The sequence below is a fragment of the Streptosporangium sp. NPDC002524 genome, assembly GCF_040295985.1.
In the GTDB taxonomy this organism is placed as follows: Bacteria; Actinomycetota; Actinomycetes; order Streptosporangiales; family Streptosporangiaceae; genus Streptosporangium.
In genome coordinates this window covers 67,186-88,585 of sequence record NZ_JBEOWK010000009.1, presented here as the reverse complement: position 1 = coordinate 88,585, position 21,400 = coordinate 67,186, and the positions used below count along the sequence as shown (strand labels likewise).

General features: G+C 72.3%; 20 protein-coding genes. 9 read left to right on the top strand and 11 right to left on the bottom strand.

Annotated features, from left to right (window positions below):
* Positions 1–169: 169 nt before the first annotated feature.
* A complete protein-coding gene (locus ABT053_RS17620) occupies positions 170–721 on the bottom strand; it encodes an NADPH-dependent FMN reductase (protein ID WP_350970098.1) in 552 nt (183 codons plus the stop codon).
* A 113-nt stretch (positions 722–834) separates the two neighbouring features.
* On the opposite strand from ABT053_RS17620, the gene ABT053_RS17615 reads away from it, so the two are divergent.
* The 5 genes from ABT053_RS17615 to ABT053_RS17595 all read left to right on the top strand — a co-directional run bounded on the left by ABT053_RS17615 (position 835) and on the right by ABT053_RS17595 (position 6,057).
* Positions 835–1,758: an AraC family transcriptional regulator gene (locus ABT053_RS17615; protein ID WP_350970097.1), complete on the top strand. Its 924-nt coding sequence runs from the start codon at positions 835–837 to the stop codon at positions 1,756–1,758.
* Positions 1,759–2,164: 406 nt separating this feature from the next.
* Entirely contained in the window at positions 2,165–3,238 is a 1,074-nt protein-coding gene (locus ABT053_RS17610) for a TDP-N-acetylfucosamine:lipid II N-acetylfucosaminyltransferase family protein (RefSeq protein WP_350970096.1), read from the top strand.
* Positions 3,239–3,249: 11 nt separating this feature from the next.
* A complete protein-coding gene (locus ABT053_RS17605; RefSeq protein ID WP_350970094.1) occupies positions 3,250–4,800 on the top strand; it encodes a WzyE family oligosaccharide polymerase in 1,551 nt (516 codons plus the stop codon).
* Positions 4,797–5,531, top strand: a complete 735-nt coding sequence (gene wecG, locus ABT053_RS17600; protein WP_350970093.1) for a lipopolysaccharide N-acetylmannosaminouronosyltransferase — start codon at positions 4,797–4,799, stop codon at positions 5,529–5,531. The genes ABT053_RS17605 and wecG overlap by 4 nt, the downstream gene beginning before the upstream one ends.
* Before the next feature lie 118 nt (positions 5,532–5,649).
* Positions 5,650–6,057 (top strand): TetR/AcrR family transcriptional regulator, encoded by a 408-nt coding sequence (locus ABT053_RS17595; RefSeq protein WP_350970092.1) that lies wholly within the window; start codon positions 5,650–5,652, stop codon positions 6,055–6,057.
* On the opposite strand, the gene ABT053_RS17590 is transcribed toward ABT053_RS17595, so the two are convergent.
* Complete coding sequence (locus ABT053_RS17590; protein WP_350970091.1) at positions 6,011–6,760, bottom strand: SDR family NAD(P)-dependent oxidoreductase; 750 nt, start codon at positions 6,758–6,760, stop codon at positions 6,011–6,013. The genes ABT053_RS17595 and ABT053_RS17590 overlap by 47 nt on opposite strands.
* Positions 6,761–6,995: 235 nt before the next feature.
* Here ABT053_RS17590 and ABT053_RS17585 point away from each other — a divergent pair, with 235 nt between their 5' ends.
* Positions 6,996–7,553: a TetR family transcriptional regulator gene (locus ABT053_RS17585; RefSeq protein ID WP_350970090.1), complete on the top strand. Its 558-nt coding sequence runs from the start codon at positions 6,996–6,998 to the stop codon at positions 7,551–7,553.
* A 202-nt stretch (positions 7,554–7,755) separates the two neighbouring features.
* On the opposite strand, the gene ABT053_RS17580 is transcribed toward ABT053_RS17585, so the two are convergent.
* Positions 7,756–8,136 carry an FAD-binding protein gene (locus tag ABT053_RS17580; protein WP_350970089.1) on the bottom strand — a complete coding sequence of 127 codons (381 nt, stop codon included), beginning with the start codon at positions 8,134–8,136 and terminating at the stop codon, positions 7,756–7,758.
* Positions 8,137–8,311: 175 nt separating this feature from the next.
* Entirely contained in the window at positions 8,312–8,857 is a 546-nt protein-coding gene (locus ABT053_RS17575) for a YceI family protein (RefSeq protein WP_350970088.1), read from the bottom strand.
* 93 nt (positions 8,858–8,950) lie between these two features.
* Between ABT053_RS17575 and ABT053_RS17570 the strand changes: the two genes are divergently transcribed.
* Together ABT053_RS17570 and ABT053_RS17565 are read left to right on the top strand one after the other, a co-directional pair.
* On the top strand, positions 8,951–9,427 hold the full coding sequence (locus tag ABT053_RS17570) for a MarR family winged helix-turn-helix transcriptional regulator (RefSeq protein WP_350970087.1): 477 nt from the start codon (positions 8,951–8,953) through the stop codon (positions 9,425–9,427).
* A gap of 98 nt (positions 9,428–9,525) precedes the next feature.
* Positions 9,526–9,957, top strand: a complete 432-nt coding sequence (locus ABT053_RS17565) for a VOC family protein (protein WP_350970086.1) — start codon at positions 9,526–9,528, stop codon at positions 9,955–9,957.
* Positions 9,958–10,028: 71 nt separating this feature from the next.
* Here the strand turns inward: ABT053_RS17565 and ABT053_RS17560 are convergent, their stop codons facing one another.
* From ABT053_RS17560 to ABT053_RS17550, 3 genes are all read right to left on the bottom strand, one after another.
* Complete coding sequence (locus ABT053_RS17560) at positions 10,029–10,553, bottom strand: GNAT family N-acetyltransferase (RefSeq protein WP_350970085.1); 525 nt, start codon at positions 10,551–10,553, stop codon at positions 10,029–10,031.
* 327 nt (positions 10,554–10,880) lie between these two features.
* Positions 10,881–11,630 (bottom strand): response regulator transcription factor, encoded by a 750-nt coding sequence (locus tag ABT053_RS17555; RefSeq protein ID WP_350970084.1) that lies wholly within the window; start codon positions 11,628–11,630, stop codon positions 10,881–10,883.
* An 82-nt stretch (positions 11,631–11,712) separates the two neighbouring features.
* Positions 11,713–13,215, bottom strand: coding sequence for a histidine kinase (locus ABT053_RS17550; RefSeq protein ID WP_350970083.1), 1,503 nt, complete (start codon positions 13,213–13,215; stop codon positions 11,713–11,715).
* A 258-nt stretch (positions 13,216–13,473) separates the two neighbouring features.
* On the opposite strand from ABT053_RS17550, the gene ABT053_RS17545 reads away from it, so the two are divergent.
* Complete coding sequence (locus ABT053_RS17545; protein ID WP_350970082.1) at positions 13,474–14,535, top strand: AF_0692 family protein; 1,062 nt, start codon at positions 13,474–13,476, stop codon at positions 14,533–14,535.
* A gap of 66 nt (positions 14,536–14,601) precedes the next feature.
* Here ABT053_RS17545 and ABT053_RS17540 read toward each other — a convergent pair whose 3' ends face one another.
* The 4 genes from ABT053_RS17540 to argG all read right to left on the bottom strand — a co-directional run bounded on the left by ABT053_RS17540 (position 14,602) and on the right by argG (position 21,325).
* Positions 14,602–14,943: a hypothetical protein gene (locus tag ABT053_RS17540; protein WP_350970081.1), complete on the bottom strand. Its 342-nt coding sequence runs from the start codon at positions 14,941–14,943 to the stop codon at positions 14,602–14,604.
* Positions 14,944–15,168: 225 nt separating this feature from the next.
* Positions 15,169–16,620, bottom strand: a complete 1,452-nt coding sequence (locus ABT053_RS17535) for a family 43 glycosylhydrolase (RefSeq protein ID WP_350970080.1) — start codon at positions 16,618–16,620, stop codon at positions 15,169–15,171.
* Positions 16,621–16,809: 189 nt separating this feature from the next.
* A complete protein-coding gene (locus tag ABT053_RS17530; RefSeq protein ID WP_350970079.1) occupies positions 16,810–19,125 on the bottom strand; it encodes a rhamnogalacturonan lyase family protein in 2,316 nt (771 codons plus the stop codon).
* Positions 19,126–19,876: 751 nt separating this feature from the next.
* Positions 19,877–21,325, bottom strand: a complete 1,449-nt coding sequence (gene argG / locus ABT053_RS17525; protein WP_350970078.1) for an argininosuccinate synthase — start codon at positions 21,323–21,325, stop codon at positions 19,877–19,879.
* Between the last annotated feature and the right edge of the window lie 75 nt (positions 21,326–21,400).

Sequence of the window (21,400 nt, the reverse complement as noted above, 5' to 3'; positions counted from 1 at the left end):
CGGCATCGGCGCGACCGAGCGCCCGCACCGGAACCGGACGTACAGCCGTGATCGAGCGCCCCTGCCGGACCGTCGGACCGGGGTGGTACGGCCGTGATCGAGCGCGCCTGCCGGCCGGTGGGACCGGGCCGGTCGCCCGACGGCGACCGGCGGGGACGCCCGTCGCCGGCTACCCCCTGAGCGGGCGCAGGACGGAGCCCCAGGAGAGGACCTGGTCGAGGACGAGGTTCAGCCGGTCCTCGTGGGCGGGGGCGGGCTTGAAGCCGTCCGCGAAGTCGGTGTGGATCGACAGCCCGACCTGGTTCGACACGGTGGCCACGCTGAGCAGGCCCAGGACGTGCCGCAGGTGCGAGATCGCCCGGGGCGCGCCGTCCACGCCGTAGCCGACGAAACCGGCCGCCTTGTTGTTCCATTCCGCGTACAGGAAGTCGAGGGCGTTCTTGAGCGCGCCGGGGTACGAGTTGTTGTACTCGGGGGTCACGATCACGAACGCGTCCAGGGACGAGACCTTGGCCGACCAGCGCTTGGTGTGCTCGTGCGTGTAGTTGCCCATGGCGGGGTGCTCGGGCTCGTCCAGGTTGCCCAGGTCGTAGTCCTTCAGGTCGACGAGCTCGTACTCGGCGTCGCCTCGTTTGACCGCCAGATCGCGGACCCAGTGCGCCACCGCCTCGCCGTTGCGGCCGGGACGGGTGCTGCCCAGGATGATGCCTACCCTCAGCATGTCGATACTCCCTCAGTCGGTTACGTGAACCACGCTAGGGGGACCCGCTGAGATACTGAATGCGCTCCTGTCCAACATTTATACGCCAGCGTCTCAGGCCATAGACTCGGCCCATGGACATGCTGAGCGACGTCGTGGCCTTCATGCGGTGCGGGCGCCCCACCTCCGCCCGGATCTCCTGGCGGGCGCCCTGGGGGGTGTCGTTCCGCGCGGTGCCCGAATCCGCGGGGTTCCAGGTCGTGCTGCGCGGGTCCTGCTGGCTCATCCCCTCCCAGGGCGAGCCCGTCCCGCTGAGCGTGGGCGATGTGGTGTTCATGCCGCACAGCGACCCGTTCGGGCTGGCCGACGACCCCGCGAGGCCGCTGGCCGAGTCGGACTGCGGCCCGCACTCCGAGCTGTTCGCCTCGGCCGGTTTCGGCGGCACCGGGGCCGAGACGGTGATCCTGTCCTGCGGCTACCGGCTCGACCTCGACAGGACCCACCCGATCCTGAGCTCGCTGCCCGGCGTGATCCACCTGCCCGCGACGCTCGGCGGCCGTCCGGAGCTGCGGGCCGCCGTCGAGCTGCTGGCCGCCGAGATCGACACCCCGCGCCCCGGCACGGACACCGTCGTGTCGTCCCTGCTCGACATGCTGCAGCTGTACGTCCTGCGGGCCTACTTCGACACCCAGGACGAGCCCTGCACGCTGTCCGGCTGGGCCGCCGCGCTGGCCGACCCCGCCGTCGGCCGCGCGCTCGACGCCATCCACCGCGACCCGGCCCGCCGCTGGACGGTCGAGTCGCTCGGCACCCACGCGGGCATGTCGCGCGCGGGCTTCGCCCGCCGCTTCGCCGGGCTGGTCGGGCAGCCGCCGCTGGCGTACCTGACCTGGTGGCGGCTGGTGAGCGGGGCGCGCATCCTGCGCGAGTCCGACGCGTCGGTGGCGGAGGTCGCCGAGCGGGTGGGGTACGGATCGGAATTCGCCTTCGGCAACGCCTTCAAGCGGGAGTTCGGCGTGGCGCCCGGCCGCTACCGCCGCCGGGTCGCGGTGGTCTAGGCCCGGCCGGTGGGGCGACGCGGGAGGCGTCCAGCCGGAACGGACGCCGGCCGTCGCGGCCCCGTTCCTCCCAAGTGCCGGAGATGTTTCCCACGAGCGCCGCGAGCGCTGTGGGTGCCGGAGGTATGGCAGGAACCGGACACGGGAAAGGGTCGGTCATTCTTCGGTCACACAAAGACATGAGTCGCTACGCAGAGTAATATCTGGGCGGTCGGTTCCCCGCACGTAAGGAAACGCCCCGATGAGAACTCTCCCCGCGATCGCGGCGCCGGTAGTCACCCCGGCCTCTCCTGCGACCTCGGAGGAAGGCTCGCCCAGCGTGCCGCGGGTCCCCGGGGAAGCGCACTTCACCGTCGTCCCGGCCTGACCCGGCCGGCCCCCGCACAGCGTCCAGGCAGGCGCCGCCGTGATTCACGTCCTCGGATCCGACATCGCGCACCACAACCCGACCGTGCTGCGGTTCTTCAACGACGTGCTGGCGGCCGAGCTGCCCGGGCGGCCGCTGTTCTGGGTGGTGTCCGCGGCTCCCGAGCGGCTCGGCACGCACCCGCGCCTGGACGTCGTCGCCTACCCCGACCGGCGGGCACTGGCCAGGGCCCTGGTGGCGAGGGCGCGGCGAGCGCGTGGGGAGCGTTTCTTCCTGCACGGCCAGTTCTCCCCGTGGATCTGGCTGGCCCTGCTGACCGGGGCCGTCCACGGCTCGCAGGTCCTGTGGCACATCTGGGGAGCGGACCTGTACGAGAACGTCTCCGGCCCGCGGGCCTGGCTCGCCTATTCGCTGCGCAGGGCGGCCCACGGGCGCGTCGGACAGGTCTTCGGCACCCGCGGCGATCTGGCCCACTACCGGCGCGGGCACCCGGGCACCCCGTCGCAGCCGCTGTACTTCCCCACCCGCATGCCGGACGGCGACATCCGCCCCGCACCGGCACCCTCCGGGCGGGATCCGCTCACCGTCGTGATCGGCAACTCGGGCGATCGCGGCAACCGGCACGTCGAGGCGTTGCACGCCGTCCGCGAGCGGTTCGGCCCTGACACGCGCGTCGTCATCCCCTTCGGCTACCCGCCGGGCAACGACGGTTACGCCCGCCGGGTGCGCGCCGCCGCGCACCGGCTCTTCGCGCCCGAGCGCGTCGAGCTGCTGGAGGAGACGCAGGATCTCGACCGGTACGCGGCGACGCTGGCCCGATGCGATCTGGGTTACTTCATCTTCCGGCGCCAGCAGGGCATCGGCACCCTGTGCCTGCTGATCCGCTCGCACGTGCCGTTCGTCATCAGCCCGGACAATCCCTTCGCGCTCGACCTCGCCGGCCAGCGGATCCCCTTCCTGCTGCACGGCGGCGACCTGGACGCGCGGGCCGTCGCGCGCACCAGGGCCGGGCTGGCCGCCCTGTCCTGGGACGACATCTCCTTCGCGCCGCACAACTGCGTGGCCGGATGGCGCCGGGCCCTGACCCGTGGACAGACGGACGCCCCCCGATGAGAGGAGAGCCGATGCCACCCGACGACGGCACAAGCGGTGACACCGACGGCGACGACACCGACGGCGACAACGACAGCGGCGGCGACGCACGCGAACCCACGCCGCCCGATGAGCAAACGGCCGATGAGCAAACGGCCAACGAGCAGACGGCCGATGAGCGGGCGCGCGACGAGCGGGCGGCCGGAGAGATCCGAGAGGAGGTCGGAGGGGAGGAGGGGGAGGGCCGGACCGCGATGTCGGTCGAGGAGTTCGCCGTTCTGCTGGCCATCTGGCTGGCCTGCACGCTGATCATGATCGCCCTCATGTGCCGGTCGTTCGCCGCCACCGGCTTCAGCTTCCACCTGTGCTTCTCACTGGCCTACCTGCTGACGTTCTACTCCGGTTTCCCGCTGTCGGCCGTGCTGGTGTTCCGGTTCCGGTCGCCCATCGTCGAGTCGCCCTACCTGGCGGGCGCGCTGCTGCTGGCACTCGCCTTCTACCTCGCCTACCACGACGCCTACACCGCCGGAGGTTCCTCCCGGGGCATCCCGGGGCCGGCCTTCGGCCAGGGCTTCGACGAAGGCGAGGCCGTCGCGACGGCGGCCGTGCTGGCACTGATCGCGCTGGCCGCCCTGACGGCGTTCGTCGCCAGGAACGGGCTGCTGCTGTTCAAGCTCCGTACCTACAGCCAGACGTTCTCCCGGCAGGTGTCCGGGTTCGCCCTGCGGCGCTTCTTCTCCTTCTTCCTACCCGGCATGCTGATCGCCTACTTCCTGCGTCCGGGCGTCGGGAGCTGGCTGATGTTCCTGGCGGCCTGCGCCGGGTTCGGCGCGTTCACCTACGTCGCCGTCGGCGGCACGCGCGCCAACCTCGCCATGGCCCTCGCGCTGTTCGTCGCCGTGGGACTGGCCGAGGGACACCTTCACCCCCGGCACCTGCCGCCGCTCGCGGCCCTGGGGGTGACCGGCATGGCGCTGCTCGCGCTGGCCCGCTACCGGCTGCCCGGCCCGGCCGTCCAGCAGGTGCACCACGCCGTGCTCTTCACCCGCGACACGCTCTCGCCGTGGGAGAACCTGGCCCTGACCCTGCGGCACCTGCCGCGGATCGAACGCCAGGGCCTGGCCCCGATCGTGCGCGACTTCTACGTCCACATCCCCAGAAGACTCTGGCCCGGCCGCCCCGACCTGGTGCTCAACACACCGAACTACTTCACCAGGAACGTGCTGGGACGCGGGCCCGGCGTGACCATCTCACCGACGCTGATCAGCTCGTGCCTCATCATGGGCGGCCTGCTCGCCCTCCCGGTGGGGGCGCTCGCCTGCGGGCGCCTCATCCGCTGGTACGACCGGCTCTACGACACCGCCCGCCGCGCCGACGACCCGGGCACCCGCGCGGTCGTCAAGGCGTTCTGCTTCGGCTCGCTGTTCAACATCGCCGTGCTGGTACGGGAGGGCCCGGACTCCTTCGTCTCCCGCTTCGCCTTCCACGGCGCCGGGTTCGGCCTGTCCGCGCTGGCGGCCAAGGGCTCCTCCCGCCTGTCGCGCAAGGTCGGGAACATCCGAGGACGAACGGCGGCGCCATGACGACCACCCCCGTGCCCACCTACCGCCTGCGCGGCCTGGACATCCTCGGCTTCGGCAGCCAGGAGGAGTTCCTCGACGAGCTCTTCGCCGACGGCCGGGTCAAGACCGGCCTCATGATCGCTTTCAACGCCGAGAAGGTCGTCGTCTGCGATCGGGACCCCGCGCTGCGCCGCATCGCCGAACAGGCCGCCTACACCTACGCCGACGGCATCAGCGTCGTCCGGTCCATCAGGCGCAAGTACGCCGACGGCCTGCCCCGCATCGCAGGCATCGACCTGTGGCAGGCCATGATGAGCCGCGCCGGCCGCGAGCGGATCCCCGTCTTCCTGCTCGGAGCGCGGGCGGAGGTGCTGACCGAGGTCGAGCGGCGGCTCAAGGACGAGTGGGGGGTCGACGTCGTCGGCGGCCAGGACGGCTACTTCGACGACGACCAACGCGACGCGATCTTCGAACGGATCCGGCGGAGCGGCGCGGCCATCGTGACCGTCGCGCTGGGCTCCCCCGCGCAGGAGATCTTCATGCACGAGTGCCACCAGGTGTATCCCGGCGCGCTCTACATGGGCGTCGGCGGCACCTTCGACGTGGTGGCCGGATACGTCAAACGCGCCCCCGCGGGCTGGCGCAGAGCCAACCTCGAATGGCTCTACCGGCTGCTCTCCCGGCCGGCCCGGCTGCGCCGGAGCGGACGGCTGGTCGTCTACGCCTTCTACCACTTCACCAACCGGCTGTAGCCGGTGTCCACGAGGGCGGCAACGGCCGGACACCCGGGCCCGGCCTCGCGAGACTCCGGCACCCGCGGCCCGGCGACCGGCCGGGCGGTGCCCGGCGAGCCTGGCCTAGGCTGGGACCGTGACACCGAATGCTGAGCGGGCGCCGGCGCTGCGCGCGGACGCCGCGCGCAACCGCGCACGGGTGTTGCAGGTCGCCAGGGAGCAGCTGGCCACGGGTGACGACTCGCTCATGCTGAACACCATCGCCCGGCTCACGGGAGTGGGCGTCGGGATGGTGTACCGGCACTTCCCCAACCGGCACGCGCTGCTGGAAGCGCTCTCGGCGGAACGCTTTCAGCAGCTCGTCCACGAGGCGCAGGCCGCGGGGCAGAGCCGGATCGTGAACGTCACCTCGGGTTCGGTCCGGGCCGCCAAACGCTCCTTCGGCGCCGTCGAGCCGTTCCGGTGTTCCTCGACCCCGGCGCCCCCGCGCGAAGGTCTCAGGCCGCCGACCAGCCGCCGTCCACCGGCACGATCGCGCCGTTGACGAACGAGGCGGCGTCGGAGGCGAGGAAGAGGGCGACCTCGGCCATCTGCTCCGGCTGGGCGAGGCGCTCCCCCAGGCTGAGCACGGGGGCGAGGCGGGCCGCGCCGATCGGGTCGAAGGAGGCGCCGTCGGCGATGCCGGTCATGGTCGGGCCCGGCAGGATGGCGTTGCAGCGGACGCCCTCCTTGGCGTAGGCCCAGGCGACGTTGCGGGTCAGGCCGACGACACCGTGTTTGGAAGCGGTGTAGGCGGCCCCGGCCGCGCCGCCGCGGATCCCGGCCTCGGAGGCGGTGTTGACGATGGCGCCGCCGCCCTGGCGGAGCAGGTGCGGCAGCACGGCGCGGGTGACCAGGAACGCCCCGGTCAGGTTGACGCGCATGACCCGGTCCCACTGCTCCAGCGTGATGTCGGCGGGCAGCGCCATGCTGTCCATGATCCCGGCGTTGTTGCACAGGACGTCGACGCGGCCGTACGCGCCGATCGCGGTCTCGACCAGCGTGGCCACCGAGGTCTCGGAGGAGACGTCGGCGGTGACGGCGAGGGCGGCGTCACCGATGCCGGAGGCGGTGAGCCCGGCGCGGTCGGGGTCGAGGTCGCAGACCACCACGCGGGCGCCGGCCTTGGCGAAGGCGATCGCCATCGCCCTGCCGATCCCGGAGCCCGCGCCGGTGATCAGGGCGACCTTGTCGTCGAAGGTGCTCAAGAGGTGGTCCTTTCGGTCGGAGCGGCGGCCGGGCGCCGGGATTCCCATGGAGTGAGGGCTGCCGTGGTTCAGGTGTCCACGGGCGCGGCCCGCGGCCGGGGTGGTGGCGGGTAGGGGCCGTGGCCTTGGTGGCGGGGGCGGGTCGCCGTACCCCGTGGGGGGTGTGGTCCGCCGAGCGGTCGCGGCGCCTTCGGCGCCCATCGGACGTCATTCTCCGGTTGGTAACGTGACCGCTGTGACTGCCACGCGTCGACCCAACAGAGGGCCTCGTGCCGCGGCCGCGAACCGGGCGGCGCTGATCACCGCGGCCCGCGAGGCCTTCTCCGCCACCGGATACGACGCGCCGCTCACCGAGGTCGCGCGGGCGGCCGGGGTCGGGCAGGGCAGCCTCTACCGGCACTTTCCCGACCGCATCAGCCTGGCGCTGGCCGTGTTCAAGGACAGCGTCGCCGACCTGGAGACGCTGGCCGCCAGGCCCGGCACCACCCTCGACGACGTGCTGGACCTGCTCACCGAGCAGACCATCGCCTCGACCGCGTTCGTCGACATGGTGACCCTGGCCTCGGCCAGCGATCCCCGCGTCATCGAGGTGCGCGACCGGGTGGGGAATCTGCTGGCGGGCACGCTCCCCGAGGCCCGGCGGACCGGCAGGCTCGGCGAGGACGTCACCGCGGACGACCTGCTCCTGGCCGTCGGCATGCTCGCCGGGCTCCTCACCAGGCTCCCGGCCGCCGAGCGGCGTACGACCGCCGAGCGGATGTGGACGCTGCTCCGCCACGGGATCGAGCCCTGAGCGCGGTGCGGCGGGGGCGTTATCCGCTCCGGTGACGGCGAGGCCGTCGAGGTCGTCGGGGCCGTGGGAGGTGTCGCCCGCTTCGGTGACGGTGGAGCCGTCGGGGCTGCCGGGGCCGTGGGGGTGTCGCCCGCTTCGGTGGTGAGGCCGCCGGGGGGCGGGGAGAGCGCGTTCGCGCCTGCCCGCGGCCCGGCTCCCGGGGTCACCGTGACGCGGCGGCGTGCTGTGCGGCACGGTAACCGAAGACGACGGCGGGGGCGATGGAAGGCCACGACCTCGGGGGCGGTCCGGACGAAGGCGGTCCTGCGCTCGGGGGAGGAGGCGGGACCGGCGTCGCCGATGACGTCGTCCGTGTACCGCAGGGCCTCCTCGGCGGAGTCCCGTACGCCGGCCCGGAGCATGAGCGGGCCGGCGGGCATCCACGGCCCGCCCCGGAGGCGGAGGTGGTGTCGCCCCGCCGGGGGGTGCTCTCCACCACGAGGACGTCCAGCCCGAGGTCGGCGGCCGTGATGGCGGCGGTCAGGCCCGCCGCGCCGGAACCCGCGACGAGCACGTCGACGGCGGTGTCCCACTGATCGGTCATCACAGCGTCCTTCGATTCGCGGGGGACGGCTCGGAAGGCGCCTCCCCACAACCGGACGGTCTCGTCCGGTTGGCTCGTAGTCTGTGTGATGACCGCGCACCGCGTCAACAGTGGCGTGGTGAGCGGGACGTCGATCCCTTCTTCCCCCGTGCCGGGGAGGGGGTGGCGAGAGCGCTCAGGTGGTCCTCACGGCGGACAGGTCGAACTCGAGCGTGATCTTCTCGGAGACCATCACGCCGCCGGTCTCCAGGACGGCGTTGTAGGTCATGCCGAAGTCCTTGCGGTTGATCACGGTGCTGCCCTCGAAGCCGACCCGGGTCATGCCCTGGATGTCGACCGCCGTCCCGGTGTACCGGAGGGGGACGGTGATCTGCCTGCTCACGCCGCGGATGGTCAGATCGCCCGTGACCTCGAAGTCGTCGTCGCCCGCCTGCTTGACGCCGGTGGAGTCGAAGGTGATGAAGGGGTGGCCGGTCGCGTCGAGGAAGTCGCCGGTGCGCAGGTGGGCGTCGCGGTTCTCGTTGCCGGTCTCGATGCCGGCCACGTCGAGGACCACGTGGACGCTGGAGGCGCCCGGGTCGCCGGCGTCCAGGGAGGCGGTGGCCTCCCGGACGGGGATGCTGCCCCGGACCTTGGTGACCATCGCGTGTCGGGCCGCGAAGCCGAACCGGCTGTGCGCGGGGTCGAGGGTGTAGGTGCCGGTGAGTTCGCTGGGGTACATGCCGCGCCGCTCCTTTTAGTTCAGTGCTGGAATATTTAGCAGGACAGTACCTCCGCTTATTTCAGCGCGCAACTTTTGAGTACGATGACTTCCGTGACACGATGGCTCACCGACGACGAACAGCGCGCCTGGCGGGCCTTCGCGCTCGCCACCCGCCTGCTGAACGACCGGCTGGACCGCGATCTGCAGGCCGCGGCCGACATGCCTCCGACCTACTACGAGCTGCTGGTGCTGCTCTCCGAGGCACCCGGGCGGACCCTGCGCATGAGCGAGCTGGCGCACTGGACCAACTCCAAGCCCAGCCGCATCTCCCACGCGATCAACAAGCTCGAACAGAAGGGGTGGGTGCGCCGGCAGCACTGCGCGGACGACCGGCGCGGCTGGCTCGCCGTCCTGACCGACGACGGGCTCGCCACGCTGCGGGAGGCGGCCCCCCCGCACGTGGCCAGCGTGCGCGAACACCTGATCGACCTGCTCACCCCGGAGCAGGTCCGGCACCTGGAGGACATCAGCCGGGTCCTCCTCGACCACCTTGCGGCCGAGTCCGGTCCGCCCTCCCTGTCACGATGATCACCGGCGGCGGGCTCTCCCCGCTGTCGTGATGTCACCATTGGGGCAACCGCTTCCGGTCCGGTGACCCGCCGGGCCCGCGTCCAGGAAGGCAGCCCATGACCGTTCTCGACTCCCCGATCCCCAGGTTCCATCTGGCCGTGCCGGTCGACGACCTGGCCGCCGCGCGCCACTTCTACGGCGAGGTGCTGGGCCTGGAGCAGGGCCGCAGCTCGGACACCTGGGTCGACTGGAACCTGCGCGGCCACCAGTTCGTCACGCATCTGGCACCCGGCCGCGCGCGGCGCGTGCACAACCCCGTCGACGGCCACGACGTCCCCGTACCGCACTTCGGCCTGATCCTGACGATCCCGGGGTTCCACGCGCTCGCCGACCGGCTGCGCGCGGCGGGTACCGAGTTCGTCATCGAGCCCTACGTCCGCTTCGAGGGGCAGACCGGTGAGCAGTGGACGATGTTCCTGCTCGACCCGGCGGGCAACGCCTTGGAGTTCAAGGCGTTCGCCGACGACTCCCAGGTCTTCGCCTCCTGACGGCGAACACTCGGGCCCCGGTGCGGGCGCCCACGCCGTGACCGGTCGTGGGCGCCGGGGCCGCCCGGCAGCTAGACGCCGAATGCCGCCGGGTAGCGGATGACACCGGAGGGGACCGGGCGCGCGGGGTCGAGGACGAGCGCCATCATGTGCTCGTCGGAGACGTCGAACGGCGGCCGGATGGCGTGACCCGAGGCCGGGGTGAAGCCGAAGCGGGGATAGTACCCGGCGTGGCCGAGGACGAGGACGAGGCTCTCGCCCTGGTCACGGGCAGCTCGCAGGGCGGCGCGGATGGCGGCCGAACCGGCGCCCCGCCTCTGGTGGCCGGGCAGGACGGCGCACGGGCCCAGGGCGAGGGCGGGGACGTCGCCGACATGGCACCGGGTGAGCAGCGCGAACCCGGCGACGGTCCCGTCGGGGGCCTGGGCGAGCCAGGACAGGCCGGGGCGCCAGGCCGCGGGGTCGGCGCGCAGGGCCTCCACCAGGTCGGCCTCCTCCGAGGTGGGGAAGGCGGCGAGGTTGACCGCGCGAATCGCGGCGAGGTCGGCGTCGGCCTCGGTCCGGGTGATCCAGGTGGCGCTGGTGGCGGTGTTCATACCGGGACAGGCTCCTCGGAACACGAAGACCGGCTGTGACGCGTCCCGCGTCTTGACGTTGTCACCATATCGGCAGCCGGTACGCGCGACAGCGGGTCGTCCCGAGGCGCGTACCGATGACCGGGGAGCCGGGACCGTTCCTCCGCACCGGGGGAGGAGCGCCATCCGGGAGGGGGAGTCATTCAGGGGACGGGCCGTCCTCCGTGCCGGGGTCGTCCACCAGGAACGTCCCTCCACACAGGGAGGGAGACGTCATCCGGGAGGCGGGCCGTCCTCCGTGCCGGGGTCGTCCACCAGGAACGTCCCTCCACGCCGGGGGAGGGTACGTCATCCGGGAGACGGGTCGTCCTCCGTGCCGGGGTCGTCCACCAAACCGGCCTCGTGCGCGAGCAGCACCGCGTTGGCCCGGTTGGCCAGGTCGAGCTTGGCGAGCAACCTGGAGACGTAGCTCTTGACCGTCGTCTCGGACAGGAAGCGGTCCGCGGCGATCTCCCGGTTCGTCAGGCCCCGCCCGACCAGGCCCAGCAGGTGGCGCTCCCGGTCGTTCAGCACGGTGATCCTGCTTCGCGCGGCGTCCCGGTCGTCCGCCGCGCGGGCCGAGCGATCCAGCAGGCGTCGCGCGGCGCCGGGCGACAGCACGCTGTGCCCGCTCGCGGCCACCTTGATCAGGCCGAGCAGGTCCTCGGGGGGCGTCGTCTTCGCCAGGAAGCCGATCGCGCCCGCCTCCAGCGCGCCCAGCACATGGGCGTCCGAGTCGAAGGTGGTCAGCGCCACGACGGCGGGCGGAGTGGGCAGCCGGCCGATCTCCCTGGTGGCGGTGACCCCGTCGACACCGGGCATCCTGATGTCCATCAGCACTACGTCGGGGCGGTTGCGCAGCACCTCTTCGACGGCCTCGGCGCCGTCGTGCGCCACGCCGACGATGTCGATCTCCGCTGTCGAGCCCAGGATGGTCCGCAGGTGGCCGAGGACCATCGGGTCGTCGTCGACGAGCAGGACCCTGATCGCCGGTGACGGGCCGTCGGCACCGGCCTGACCGGCGTCGTCCGGCGGCTCGGCCGACCGGGGGGTGGTCATGTCCCAAGCGTATCCATCCGCGCCGGTCCCCACACCGGACGCGACGGGGGGGCGGCGGGCCGGGCCCGGCCGGGCCCGTCGCTCACGCGGGGGCTCGCGGCGGAAGCGGGGCCGGGGGAACAGCTCGCTCATGGTGGTCCTCGGCCGGGACGGGCGCCGGTCGTTCTTGGTGGTCTTCGGCCGGGACGGGTGCCGGTTGTTCACGGTGGTCTTCGGCCGGGAGGGGTGCCGGTCGTTCTTGAGGGTCTTCGGCCGGAACGGGCATCGGCTGTTCACGGTGGTCCTCGGTCGGGACGGGCACCGGTTGCTCTTGGTGGTTTCCGACCGGAACGAGCACCGGTCGCTCCTGGTGGTCGTCGGCTGGGACCGAGGCCGGGAGGCTCGCCGTGACCAGGTATCCGCCCTGTTCGGTGGGCCCGTTCCGCAGGGTGCCGCCGAGCAGGGACACCCGGCGTCGCAGACCGGCCAGCCCCGCCCGCGACCCGCTCGCGACCAGCGACGGGTCGGCGGACTCGGTGGGCGCGGTGTTGAGGATCTCGATGCTCACCGCCTCGGGGCGGTAGCGCAGGTCGACGGTCGTACGGGCTCCCGGGGCGTGTTTGCGGACGTTGGTCAGCGCCTCCTGCACCACCCGGTACGCGGCACGGGAGATCACAGGGGACGCCGTGCCGGGATCGCCGCCGACGCGCAGCGACGCCCCGGTGGCGACGGTCAGCTCGGCCAGGTCGCCGCCGCGGTCGTCCGTGCCCCGCGGTGCCGTCCGGTGGCCGTCCCGGTCGTACGTCCCCCGTTCCGGTGTGGCCCGCTCGCCGCTCCGCATGACGCCGATGAGGTCCCGCAGCTCGACCATGGTCCGGGAGCCGAGGTCCCCGATCCGCCGTGCCGCGGCCCTGACGGCCTCGTCCTCGGTGGACGTCCGCAGGGCCCCGGCGCTCAGGACGATCTCGGTGACGTGGTGGGTGACGACGTCGTGCATCTCGGCGGCCAGGTGCTGGCGTTCGGCCGCGATGGCCCTCTCGTTGAGCAGATGCCTCTCACGTTCGGCGATCTCGACCCGCTCGCGCAGCGAGTGCAGCAGCCGCGCCCGCGCCCGCAGGTACATCGCGATCACGGCGGGCAGCACGGTGTAGACCGCGGCGACGTAGAGGCCGGTCCAGGTCGGCGCCCACGGCTGGGCGTTCAGCAGCGCCAGCGCGCCGACGCAGGCGAACGCCGTGGGCGTGGGCCGCAGGTAGGCCAGGATCCACACCGCGACGGGCGTCGCCAGCGGCACCGGGCCCGCGAAGAGCGTGTCGGTGGAGGTCAGCAGCCCCGGCGCGGCCACAGCTGCGACCTGCGCGACCACCGCGCCGAGGACGACGAGAACGCCGGCCGTCCGCGGGCGGCCCGGCATGAGCAGCAGGAGCCCGTCGACGGCGAGGTTGAACACCAGTTCGGCCGCCGGTCCCAGCGCTCCCGAGGTCCGTTGCCCCCCGGCGTGGAGCAGCACCTGCAGGCACGCGTAGGCCGCGACGACGGCGAACATCGCGGCGTACCCCGCCCGCCCGGGGTCCCGGTCGCGGGCGGGCGCCGATCGTGACGTCATGACCGCCCACCTTCCCCGTCAGGAGACGCCGTCACCTCGTGGCGGCGGCCGGAAGCGGGCCGCCGAACAGACAACATCGGCGTCGTACAACGCAACTCGGTTGCCGGGGTCGCAGGGCTTTCAGCCGATAGATTGGTCATTGTCCGTACGGCAATTCGGCAGGTCAGCGTGCCGATGCCAGTGGCGTCCGGTCGCGGTCGCGCGCAGGTCGAACCGCCGTCCTCACCGCCGTAAACCACTCCACACAAGGAGATCGGCATGTGGAAAAACACGCACCCATCCGATCCCGTCCCGCACCCCGGACCGGCCGGAGACCGGCCGGAGCCGAGGTGGCGGCGATGGGCCCCCGTCGTCTCCCTGCTGCTGCTCGCGCCGTTCGTGGCGGAGTTGCTGCTCGGCGACGTCGCGTTGCCCAGCGTGGGCATCGTGGTGGTCTTCGTCCCGCTGTACGGCTGCGGGGCACTGCTCGTCCGCGAGCTCGCGCGGCGCACCGGCCGGGGCTGGCCCACCATCGCGTTGCTGGCCGGGGCCTACGGCGTGCTGGAAGAGGGCTTCGCCACGATGTCCCTGTTCAACCCGGACTTTGCCGGGCACCGCCTGCTCGACGAATCACCCCTGCCCTTCCTCGGCATGGGGGCGAAATGGACGGTCTACGTGCTGTCGCTGCACGTCATCTGGAGCGTCTGCACGTCGATCGCGCTCGCCGAGACCCTGTTCCCGAGCCGGGCACGGGTGCCGTGGCTGCGTACTCGCGGCCTGGTCGTCACGTCCGTCGTGTTCCTGATCACCGTCGCGCTCTACTGGGCCGGGGCGCTCTACGCGGCGGGGACGACCCCCGGGGTGCCGGTGTTCCGGCCCTCCGCGCCCCAGATGATCGCGACCGCGGTCACCGCCGTGGCGCTCGTCGTCGCCGCCTTCGCCGTCCGGCCGAACGCCACGGCCTCCCGCCCGTCCGGCTTCGTCCCCTCGCCCCTGCTCGTCTTCGCCGGATCGCTGGTGGCGGCGAGCGCCGTCCGGCAGAGCGCTCATCACCTGCACGGCTGGGTGAGCGTCGCCGTCTGCCTGTCGGCCGAGATCGTGGCGGTGGCCGCGCTCTGGTGGTACGGCCGCCGGCGAGGGTGGGGGCCGCCGCAGGTCTTCGCCGCCGCGTCGGGGGCAGTCGTCGCCTACGCGTGGTCGAGCTTCTTCCTGACGCCCATCGTCGGCACGACCGATCCGGTCGTCGCCCGCGTCGGCAACGTGGTCTACACGCTGATCGCCGTCGCGATCCTCGCCCTCGCCGCGCGGCGCCTCCGCGGGACCACGACGCCCCGACCGTGACGCGACGCGCGTCCGTCACCGCCCCGGCCTCGGGCCTGCCCCGGCCGACGGCGGGCGGCGGGACGGCTAGGGCAGGTCGCGGAGCACCAGGGCCCGGGCGTACGACTCCCCGGTCCTGCGGGCGTACGTCATCCGCGCACGCACATCGGCGGGCGTGCGCGGGCGCCAGCCGGGGCCGCCGCAGCACCCCTGGTGGAAGCCGACTCCCGCGTGCAGCAGCAGCGAGAGCGTCCGCCAGGCCGCCGTGTCGCGCCTGCGCGGCGCGGCGAACGCGGAACCGACATGGGTCAGCGAGCCGGCGCAGCGCGGGCAGGACCGCTCGAAGCGGCCCTCACCGGGGGCGAGGCGCGCCTGCTTGTACGAGGCCCGGCAGGGCAGGCAGACGTACGAGGTGTTCGACGGGGCCATCCGGCCAGGATAGGTCCGCCGCCGTCCGCGATCTACCGGGTTTTTCCCCGGCCCGCGCTCCTTTCTCCGCCGCCCGCGATCCACCGGGTTCTCCCACGGCCCGCGCGGTCCTTTCTCCGCCGCCCCCGGTTTTCGGCGGGGCGGGGCGTGGGCGGGGTCGTGACCCGTGGAGGCCCGGACCCCGCGAGGAACGCTGCGCCCGGGTCGCCGCCCGCTCGCCGGATCTCATTCCTGGACGAAGGCGGCGTTGCCCCTGAAGGTGGCGGTGCCGTCGTTCTGCTCGACCCATACCTGGCCGGCACGGTGCCGCAGGTAGTAGCCGGGGAAGTTGGCCGATTCCAGCGACAGCGTGCCCGAGCCGGCGAGCCCGGCGCGGCGGATGAAGCCGGCGTCGGCCCTGAACAGGCTCGTGCCGTCGTTCCTCTCCACCCAGGCCTCGTGGTCGCGGTGCCGCAGGTAGTAGCCGGGGAAGTTGGTGGACTCCAGCGACACGGTGCCCGAGCCGGACAGGCCGGTGACGAGCTTGAACTGGGAGTCGGCCAGCGGGGAGACGTTCGCCTCCAGGCGGGCCCGGTACTCCCAGTGGCGCACCGCGAAGCCCGGCGTGTCGTGGGACATCAGCCGTACGGGGGTCGCGCCGTCGGGGACCGGGATGCCGAAGTCGGGGGTGCCGTCCGCCCTCCAGTAGATCTTCTGGACGCGGGTGCGGCGGTTGGGGTCGTTGAGCGGGTCGCCGGTGATGTCGCGGTAATTGCGGTCGTGGTAGACGAGGATGTCGCTCTGCCCGTCCTCCGAGGTGGTGAAGGAGTTGTGGCCGGGGCCGTACTGGCCGGTCGAGGCGTTGCTCGCGAAGACGGGGCTCGCGCTCTTGGTCCAGGAGGAGGCCCGCAGCGGGTCGGCCGAGGCGGGGGCGGTCAGCATGCCGAGGCAGTAGTTGGCGTCGGTGGCGCTGGCGGAGTAGGTGAGGAAGAGCCGCCCGTTGCGCTGGAGCACGGCCGGGCCCTCGGCGACCTTGAAGCCGCGGGTCTCCCACGCCAGGGTGGGCACGGTCAGGCGGGTGGTGGCGCCGGTGATCGTCCAGGGGTTGGCGCCCATCCGGGCGATGTACAGGTTGGAGTTGGTGGCGATCCCCGGCTCCTGCTGGGCCCAGAGCAGGTAGCGCACGCCGTTCGTGACGAAGGTGGTGGCGTCCAGGGCGAAGGTGTCCCAGGGGGTGGTGATCCGGCCGCGTTCCGTCCAGCCGCCGGTCAGGGGATTGGCCGCCGGGCTTTCGAGCACGTACATGCGGATCCGCCAGACGTCGTCGGCCCGGCCGGCGGCGAAGTAGACGTACCACCTGCCGTTGATGAAGTGGATCTCCGGTGCCCAGATGTGGGCGCCCATCTCGCCGCTGGTGTGCCTGCGCCAGATGACCGTCTCGGGGGCGCTCGCCAGGCCCTGGATCGTGGTGGCGCGGCGCAGCACGATGCGGTCGTACTCGGGGACGGTCGCGGTGAGGTAGTAGTAGCCGTCGGTGTGGCGGAAGATGTGCGGGTCGGCGCGCTGGGTGACCAGGGGGTTGGTGTACTGGACGGCGGGGGAGGCGTGGGCCGTTCCCGGCGGGAGCAGGCCGCCGATCATGACGAGCACCGCGGCCAGGGCGGCCACCAGCGAACGGCGCCTGTACGAGGGGGACATCGGGCTGTCCTTTCTGGCCGGGAGTGGATCACCGCTCACCGTGAACGCCGGGGCAGGTCACCGCGAAGATCGGGAGTGGATCATCGCGAAGGCCGGGGGCGGGTCACCGCGTGGACCGGGGGTGAGGTCGCCGAAGGCCGGGGACCCGGTTCCCGGCACCGAGGGGGTGCCGGGAGCCGGGTCGAGGGCTCAGGGCAGGTAGACCTTCGGCTGCGGCGGGGTGGCCATGCCGTCGCCGATGAAGAAGCCCGGGTGGGGCGGCTGGTTGTAGGCGGTGTTCTGCCAGGCCAGGGCCACCCGGTACTGCGGGTCGTGCAGCAGTGTGTGGATCTTGGTGGTGGTCACGGCCGGCGTGCTGTAGATCCGCAGCGCGGTGTTGTTGGAAGTCGGCCACACGACCTCCTCGCGCCAGTCGCCGAGCAGGTCGCCCGACAGGGACGGGGTGGACTTGGTGCCGTTGTTGGAGTGCACCCCGGAGGCGGTGAGCAGCCGGGTCTCCCCGCCGGTGCCGTACTTGTCGACGCGGGTCCCGTCCACCAGCTCGCGGACCGGGTCGCCGTCCCACCAGGCCAGGAAGTTGGCCGAGGAGGGGGTACGGCCGACCGAGGCCCCGGAGGAGTTGTACAGGTTGCCCATGTTGGTCCCCGCGCCCCAGAACTCCGCCCCCGGGCTGCCGGCGTAGACGTCGGCGGCGACGCCGCGGCCGGGTCCCTCCGCGCCGCCGTTGCCCGGACGCTGCCAGACGACCTGCCCGGTGCGGGCGTCGTGCACGTCGGCCGCGGGCTGGTTGCCCGACTCGTGGATGGTGAACACCTCCAGGCCCGACCGGCCCGGGATCAGGTCGCCCACGTGCAGCGCGTCGCCGTGCCCGAACCCGGTGCGGTACATGCCGGCGCCGTTGTCGTCGATCGTGGCCGAGCCGTAGACGATCTCCTGCCTGCCGTCGGCGTCCACGTCGGCGACGGACAGCTGGTGGTTGCCCTGCCCGGCGTAGCCGCTGTTGCCCGAGGAGTTGGAGTCGAACGTCCAGCGCCGGGTCAGCGAGCCGTTGCGGAAGTCCCAGGCGACGACGACCGACCGGGTGTAGTAACCGCGTGCCATGATCAGGCTCGGCCGCCGACCGTCCAGGTAGGCGGTGCCTGCCAGGAACCGGTCCACCCGGTTGCCGTAGTTGTCACCCCAGGAGGAGACGGTGCCGCGCCCCGGCTCGTAGGCGACGGTCGACATCGCGGCGCCGGTCTGGCCGTTGAACATCGTCAGGTACTCGGGACCGCTCAGGATGTAGCCGGAGGAGTTGACGTGGTTGGCGCTCGCGTTGCCGATGGTGGTGCCGCGGCCGTCGACCGTGCCGTCGGCGGTCTTCATCGCCACCTCGGCCCGGCCGTCGCCGTCGTAGTCGTACACCTGGAACTGGGTGTAGTGCGCGCCGGCGCGGATGTTGCGGCCCAGGTTGATCCGCCACAGCCGGGTGCCGTCGAGTTTGATCCCGTCGATGTATACCGGGCCGGTGGTCCCCGACTGGGAGTTGTCCTTGGCGTCGTTGGGCTCCCACTTGAGCACCAGGTCCAGCCTGCCGTCCCCGTCCAGGTCGCCGGTGCTCGCGTCACCGGCGGTGTGGTTGCCGCTGGGCGGGCTGATCGGCACGTCCAGATAGCCGCTGCCGAAGCGCAGCGAGGTCCCCGAGTCGGCCTGCTCGCCGCCGCCGACCACGGCGCGCACCGTGTACGAGGCGTCGGCCGGGGCGCCCGCGTCCAGGTAGTTGGTGGAGTTCGTGACGCCGGCGATCCGGGTGCCGCCCCGGTAGACGTTGAACGTGGTGTCGCGGGACTCGGTGCCCAGCAGGCGCCAGGAGACCAGGTTGCCGCTGCCGGAGCGCACGCTGATCAGGCCGCGGTCCAGGTCCTCCATCTGCTTGGCGTCCCCGGGGACCGGTTCGGTGGTGCCGAGCTTCACGAGCTGCCACTGCTGGTTGGCGCCGCCGAGGTCGGTGTACTGCGACAGGCGGGCACCGTCGGCGGTGGACCACTCCCACACCTCCAGGGCCTTGCCGCTGGTGCGGTTGATCAGTTTGACGTTGCCGTTGTCGGTGTCGACGACGCGGAACTGCTGGTTGCCGCCGTTGAGGTCGCCGTACTGGACGACCTCGGCGCCGTCGGCGGTGGAGTGGTTGAGGATGTCGAGGACCTTGCCGCTGTGGCGTGAGCGCAGCCGGTAGTAACCGCTGCCGGAGTCGACGAACTGCCACTGCTGCCAGGCGCCGTCGTTGCGGGACCACTGGGCGATGGGGGCGCCGTCGCCGGTGGCGAGGTCGAGGACGTCGACGGCCTTGCCGCTGTGCCGGTTCACCAGGACGTACCAGGCGTTGGTGTCGATCGTCGCGGCGGAGGCCGGGCCTGCGGCCACGAGCGACTGGCACACCGCGAGCAGTACCAGGACGGCTGCCGCGAGAACGGCGCCGGTACGGCGGCGGGCGCCTCGCGGGGGAGGGCTTGCGGGTCTGTTCACAGGGGGGTGCCTCTCGTTGCGGACGACTCGCCGGGGACGATTCGTTACGGACGACGGCTCTACAGGCGGTTGCTCTGCGGACGACGGCTTCTGCGGACGGTTGCCCTATGGACGGTTACTCTGCGGACGGTTGCTCTGTGGGCGATGGCTCCACGGACGTGTTACGAGTGTTGTTAGCGTTAACATTTCCGTCGCGTGTCCGGGGCCTCACAGTCGTGAAGGCGGAGGTGTGCCAAGTTTCGACAGCGTCGCCGGGGCCGTCAAGCGGCGGGTGGGATCCCCGCGAGGCCCTGCCGCGCGGGATCGATGTCCCGCGGGGCCTTCCCGGCCGTTCCCGACCGGCGGCCGGTCGTACGCGACCTGCGTCTTCCCGGGGCCCGGTGCTGCCCGGGGCATCGTCTCAGCGGTCCGTCGGGAGGGCCTGGAGGGGCTGAAAGTTTCAGCGTCGCGACCCTGGCCGGTGTGCCGCTCGCCGGTGACGGCGGCCCGGCCCACCGCGCGGGCCGATGGGGATTCTCATCGGCCCGCCGGAGGCCGGTCGTGGGGGTGCGGGCCGGATGTCGGCCGTTCGTCGACGGCCCCGCTCGGTGGTGCCGAGCGGGGCCGTCGATCATCCGCCGGTGGCCCGGTCCGGCCGGTGCCGGTCCGTGGCGGGCGCCCGGGGGCGGAGGCCACCCCCGCCGCGTTCGCCGGGAACGAGCTCGTCCGTGGCGGGTGCCCGGAGGCGGAGGCTCCCGGCGGGGAGGGCCGGTCAGTCGGTGCCGAACTCCATCGCGGCGCGGTCGAGCATCTCGTCGTCGCCGGAGACCTCGCCGCGAGAGGCGATGGCCTCGGCGCCGCCCTGCGGCATCGCGCCGATCAGGCCGGTCGAGGCCGCCTGGGCGGCGCCGATGAGCGCGGGATGGGTGGTGCCGACCATGCCGAGGCCGGCGTACTGCTCCAGCTTGGCGCGCGAGTCGGCGATGTCGAGGTTGCGCATGGTGAGCTGGCCGATCCGGTCCAGCGGGCCGAACGCCGAGTCCTCGGTGCGCTCCATCGACAGCTTGTCCGGGTGGTAGCTGAAGGCCGGGCCCGAGGTGTCGAGGATCGAGTAGTCCTCGCCGCGCCGCAGCCGCAGCGTCACCTCGCCGGTGATCGCCGTGCCGACCCAGCGCTGCAGCGACTCCCGCAGCATCAGCGCCTGCGGGTCGAGCCAGCGGCCCTCGTACATCAGCCGGCCGAGCCGCCGTCCCTCGTTGTGGTAGCTCGCCAGGGTGTCCTCGTTGTGGATCGCGTTGACCAGCCGCTCGTACGCCGCGTGCAGCAACGCCATCCCGGGCGCCTCGTAGATGCCCCGGCTCTTGGCCTCGATCACCCGGTTCTCGATCTGGTCCGACATGCCCATGCCGTGCCGTCCGCCGATCGTGTTCGCCTCCATCACCAGGTCGACCGGGGTGGCGAACTCCTTGCCGTTGATCGTCACCGGGCGGCCCTGGTCGAAGCCGATGGTCACGACCTCGGTGGCGATCTCGACCTCGGGGTCCCAGAACCGCACGCCCATGATCGGGTCAACGGTCTCGATGCCGGTGTCGAGGTGCTCCAGGGTCTTGGCCTCGTGGGTGGCGCCCCAGATGTTGGCGTCGGTCGAATAGGCCTTCTCGGTGCTGTCGCGGTAGGGCAGGTCGTGGGCGAGCAGCCACTCCGACATCTCCTTGCGGCCGCCGAGCTCGGACACGAAGTCCGCGTCCAGCCAGGGCTTGTAGATGCGCAGGTGGGGGTTCGCGAGCAGGCCGTACCGGTAGAAGCGCTCGATGTCGTTGCCCTTGAACGTCGAGCCGTCGCCCCAGATCTGCACGTCGTCCTCGACCATCGTCCGGACCAGCAGGGTCCCGGTGACGGCACGGCCGAGCGGCGTGGTGTTGAAGTAGGGGCGCCCTCCCGAGCGGATGTGGAACGCGCCGCAGGTGAGCGCGGCCAGGCCCTCCTCGACCAGCGCCGCGCGGCAGTCGACCAGGCGCGCGATCTCGGCGCCGTACGCCAGCGCGCGGCCGGGCACCGAGGCGATGTCGGGCTCGTCGTACTGGCCGATGTCGGCGGTGTAGGTGCACGGAACGGCACCCTTGTCGCGCATCCACGCGACGGCGACCGAGGTGTCGAGACCGCCGGAGAAGGCGATGCCGACCCGCTCGCCGATGGGCAGGGAGGTGAGAACCTTGGACATGAAACAAGATTATGCATTACGCCGCATGGTCATGCAACGCGGGGTGGCGTCCACCGCGCCGGGGCGCGGTGATGA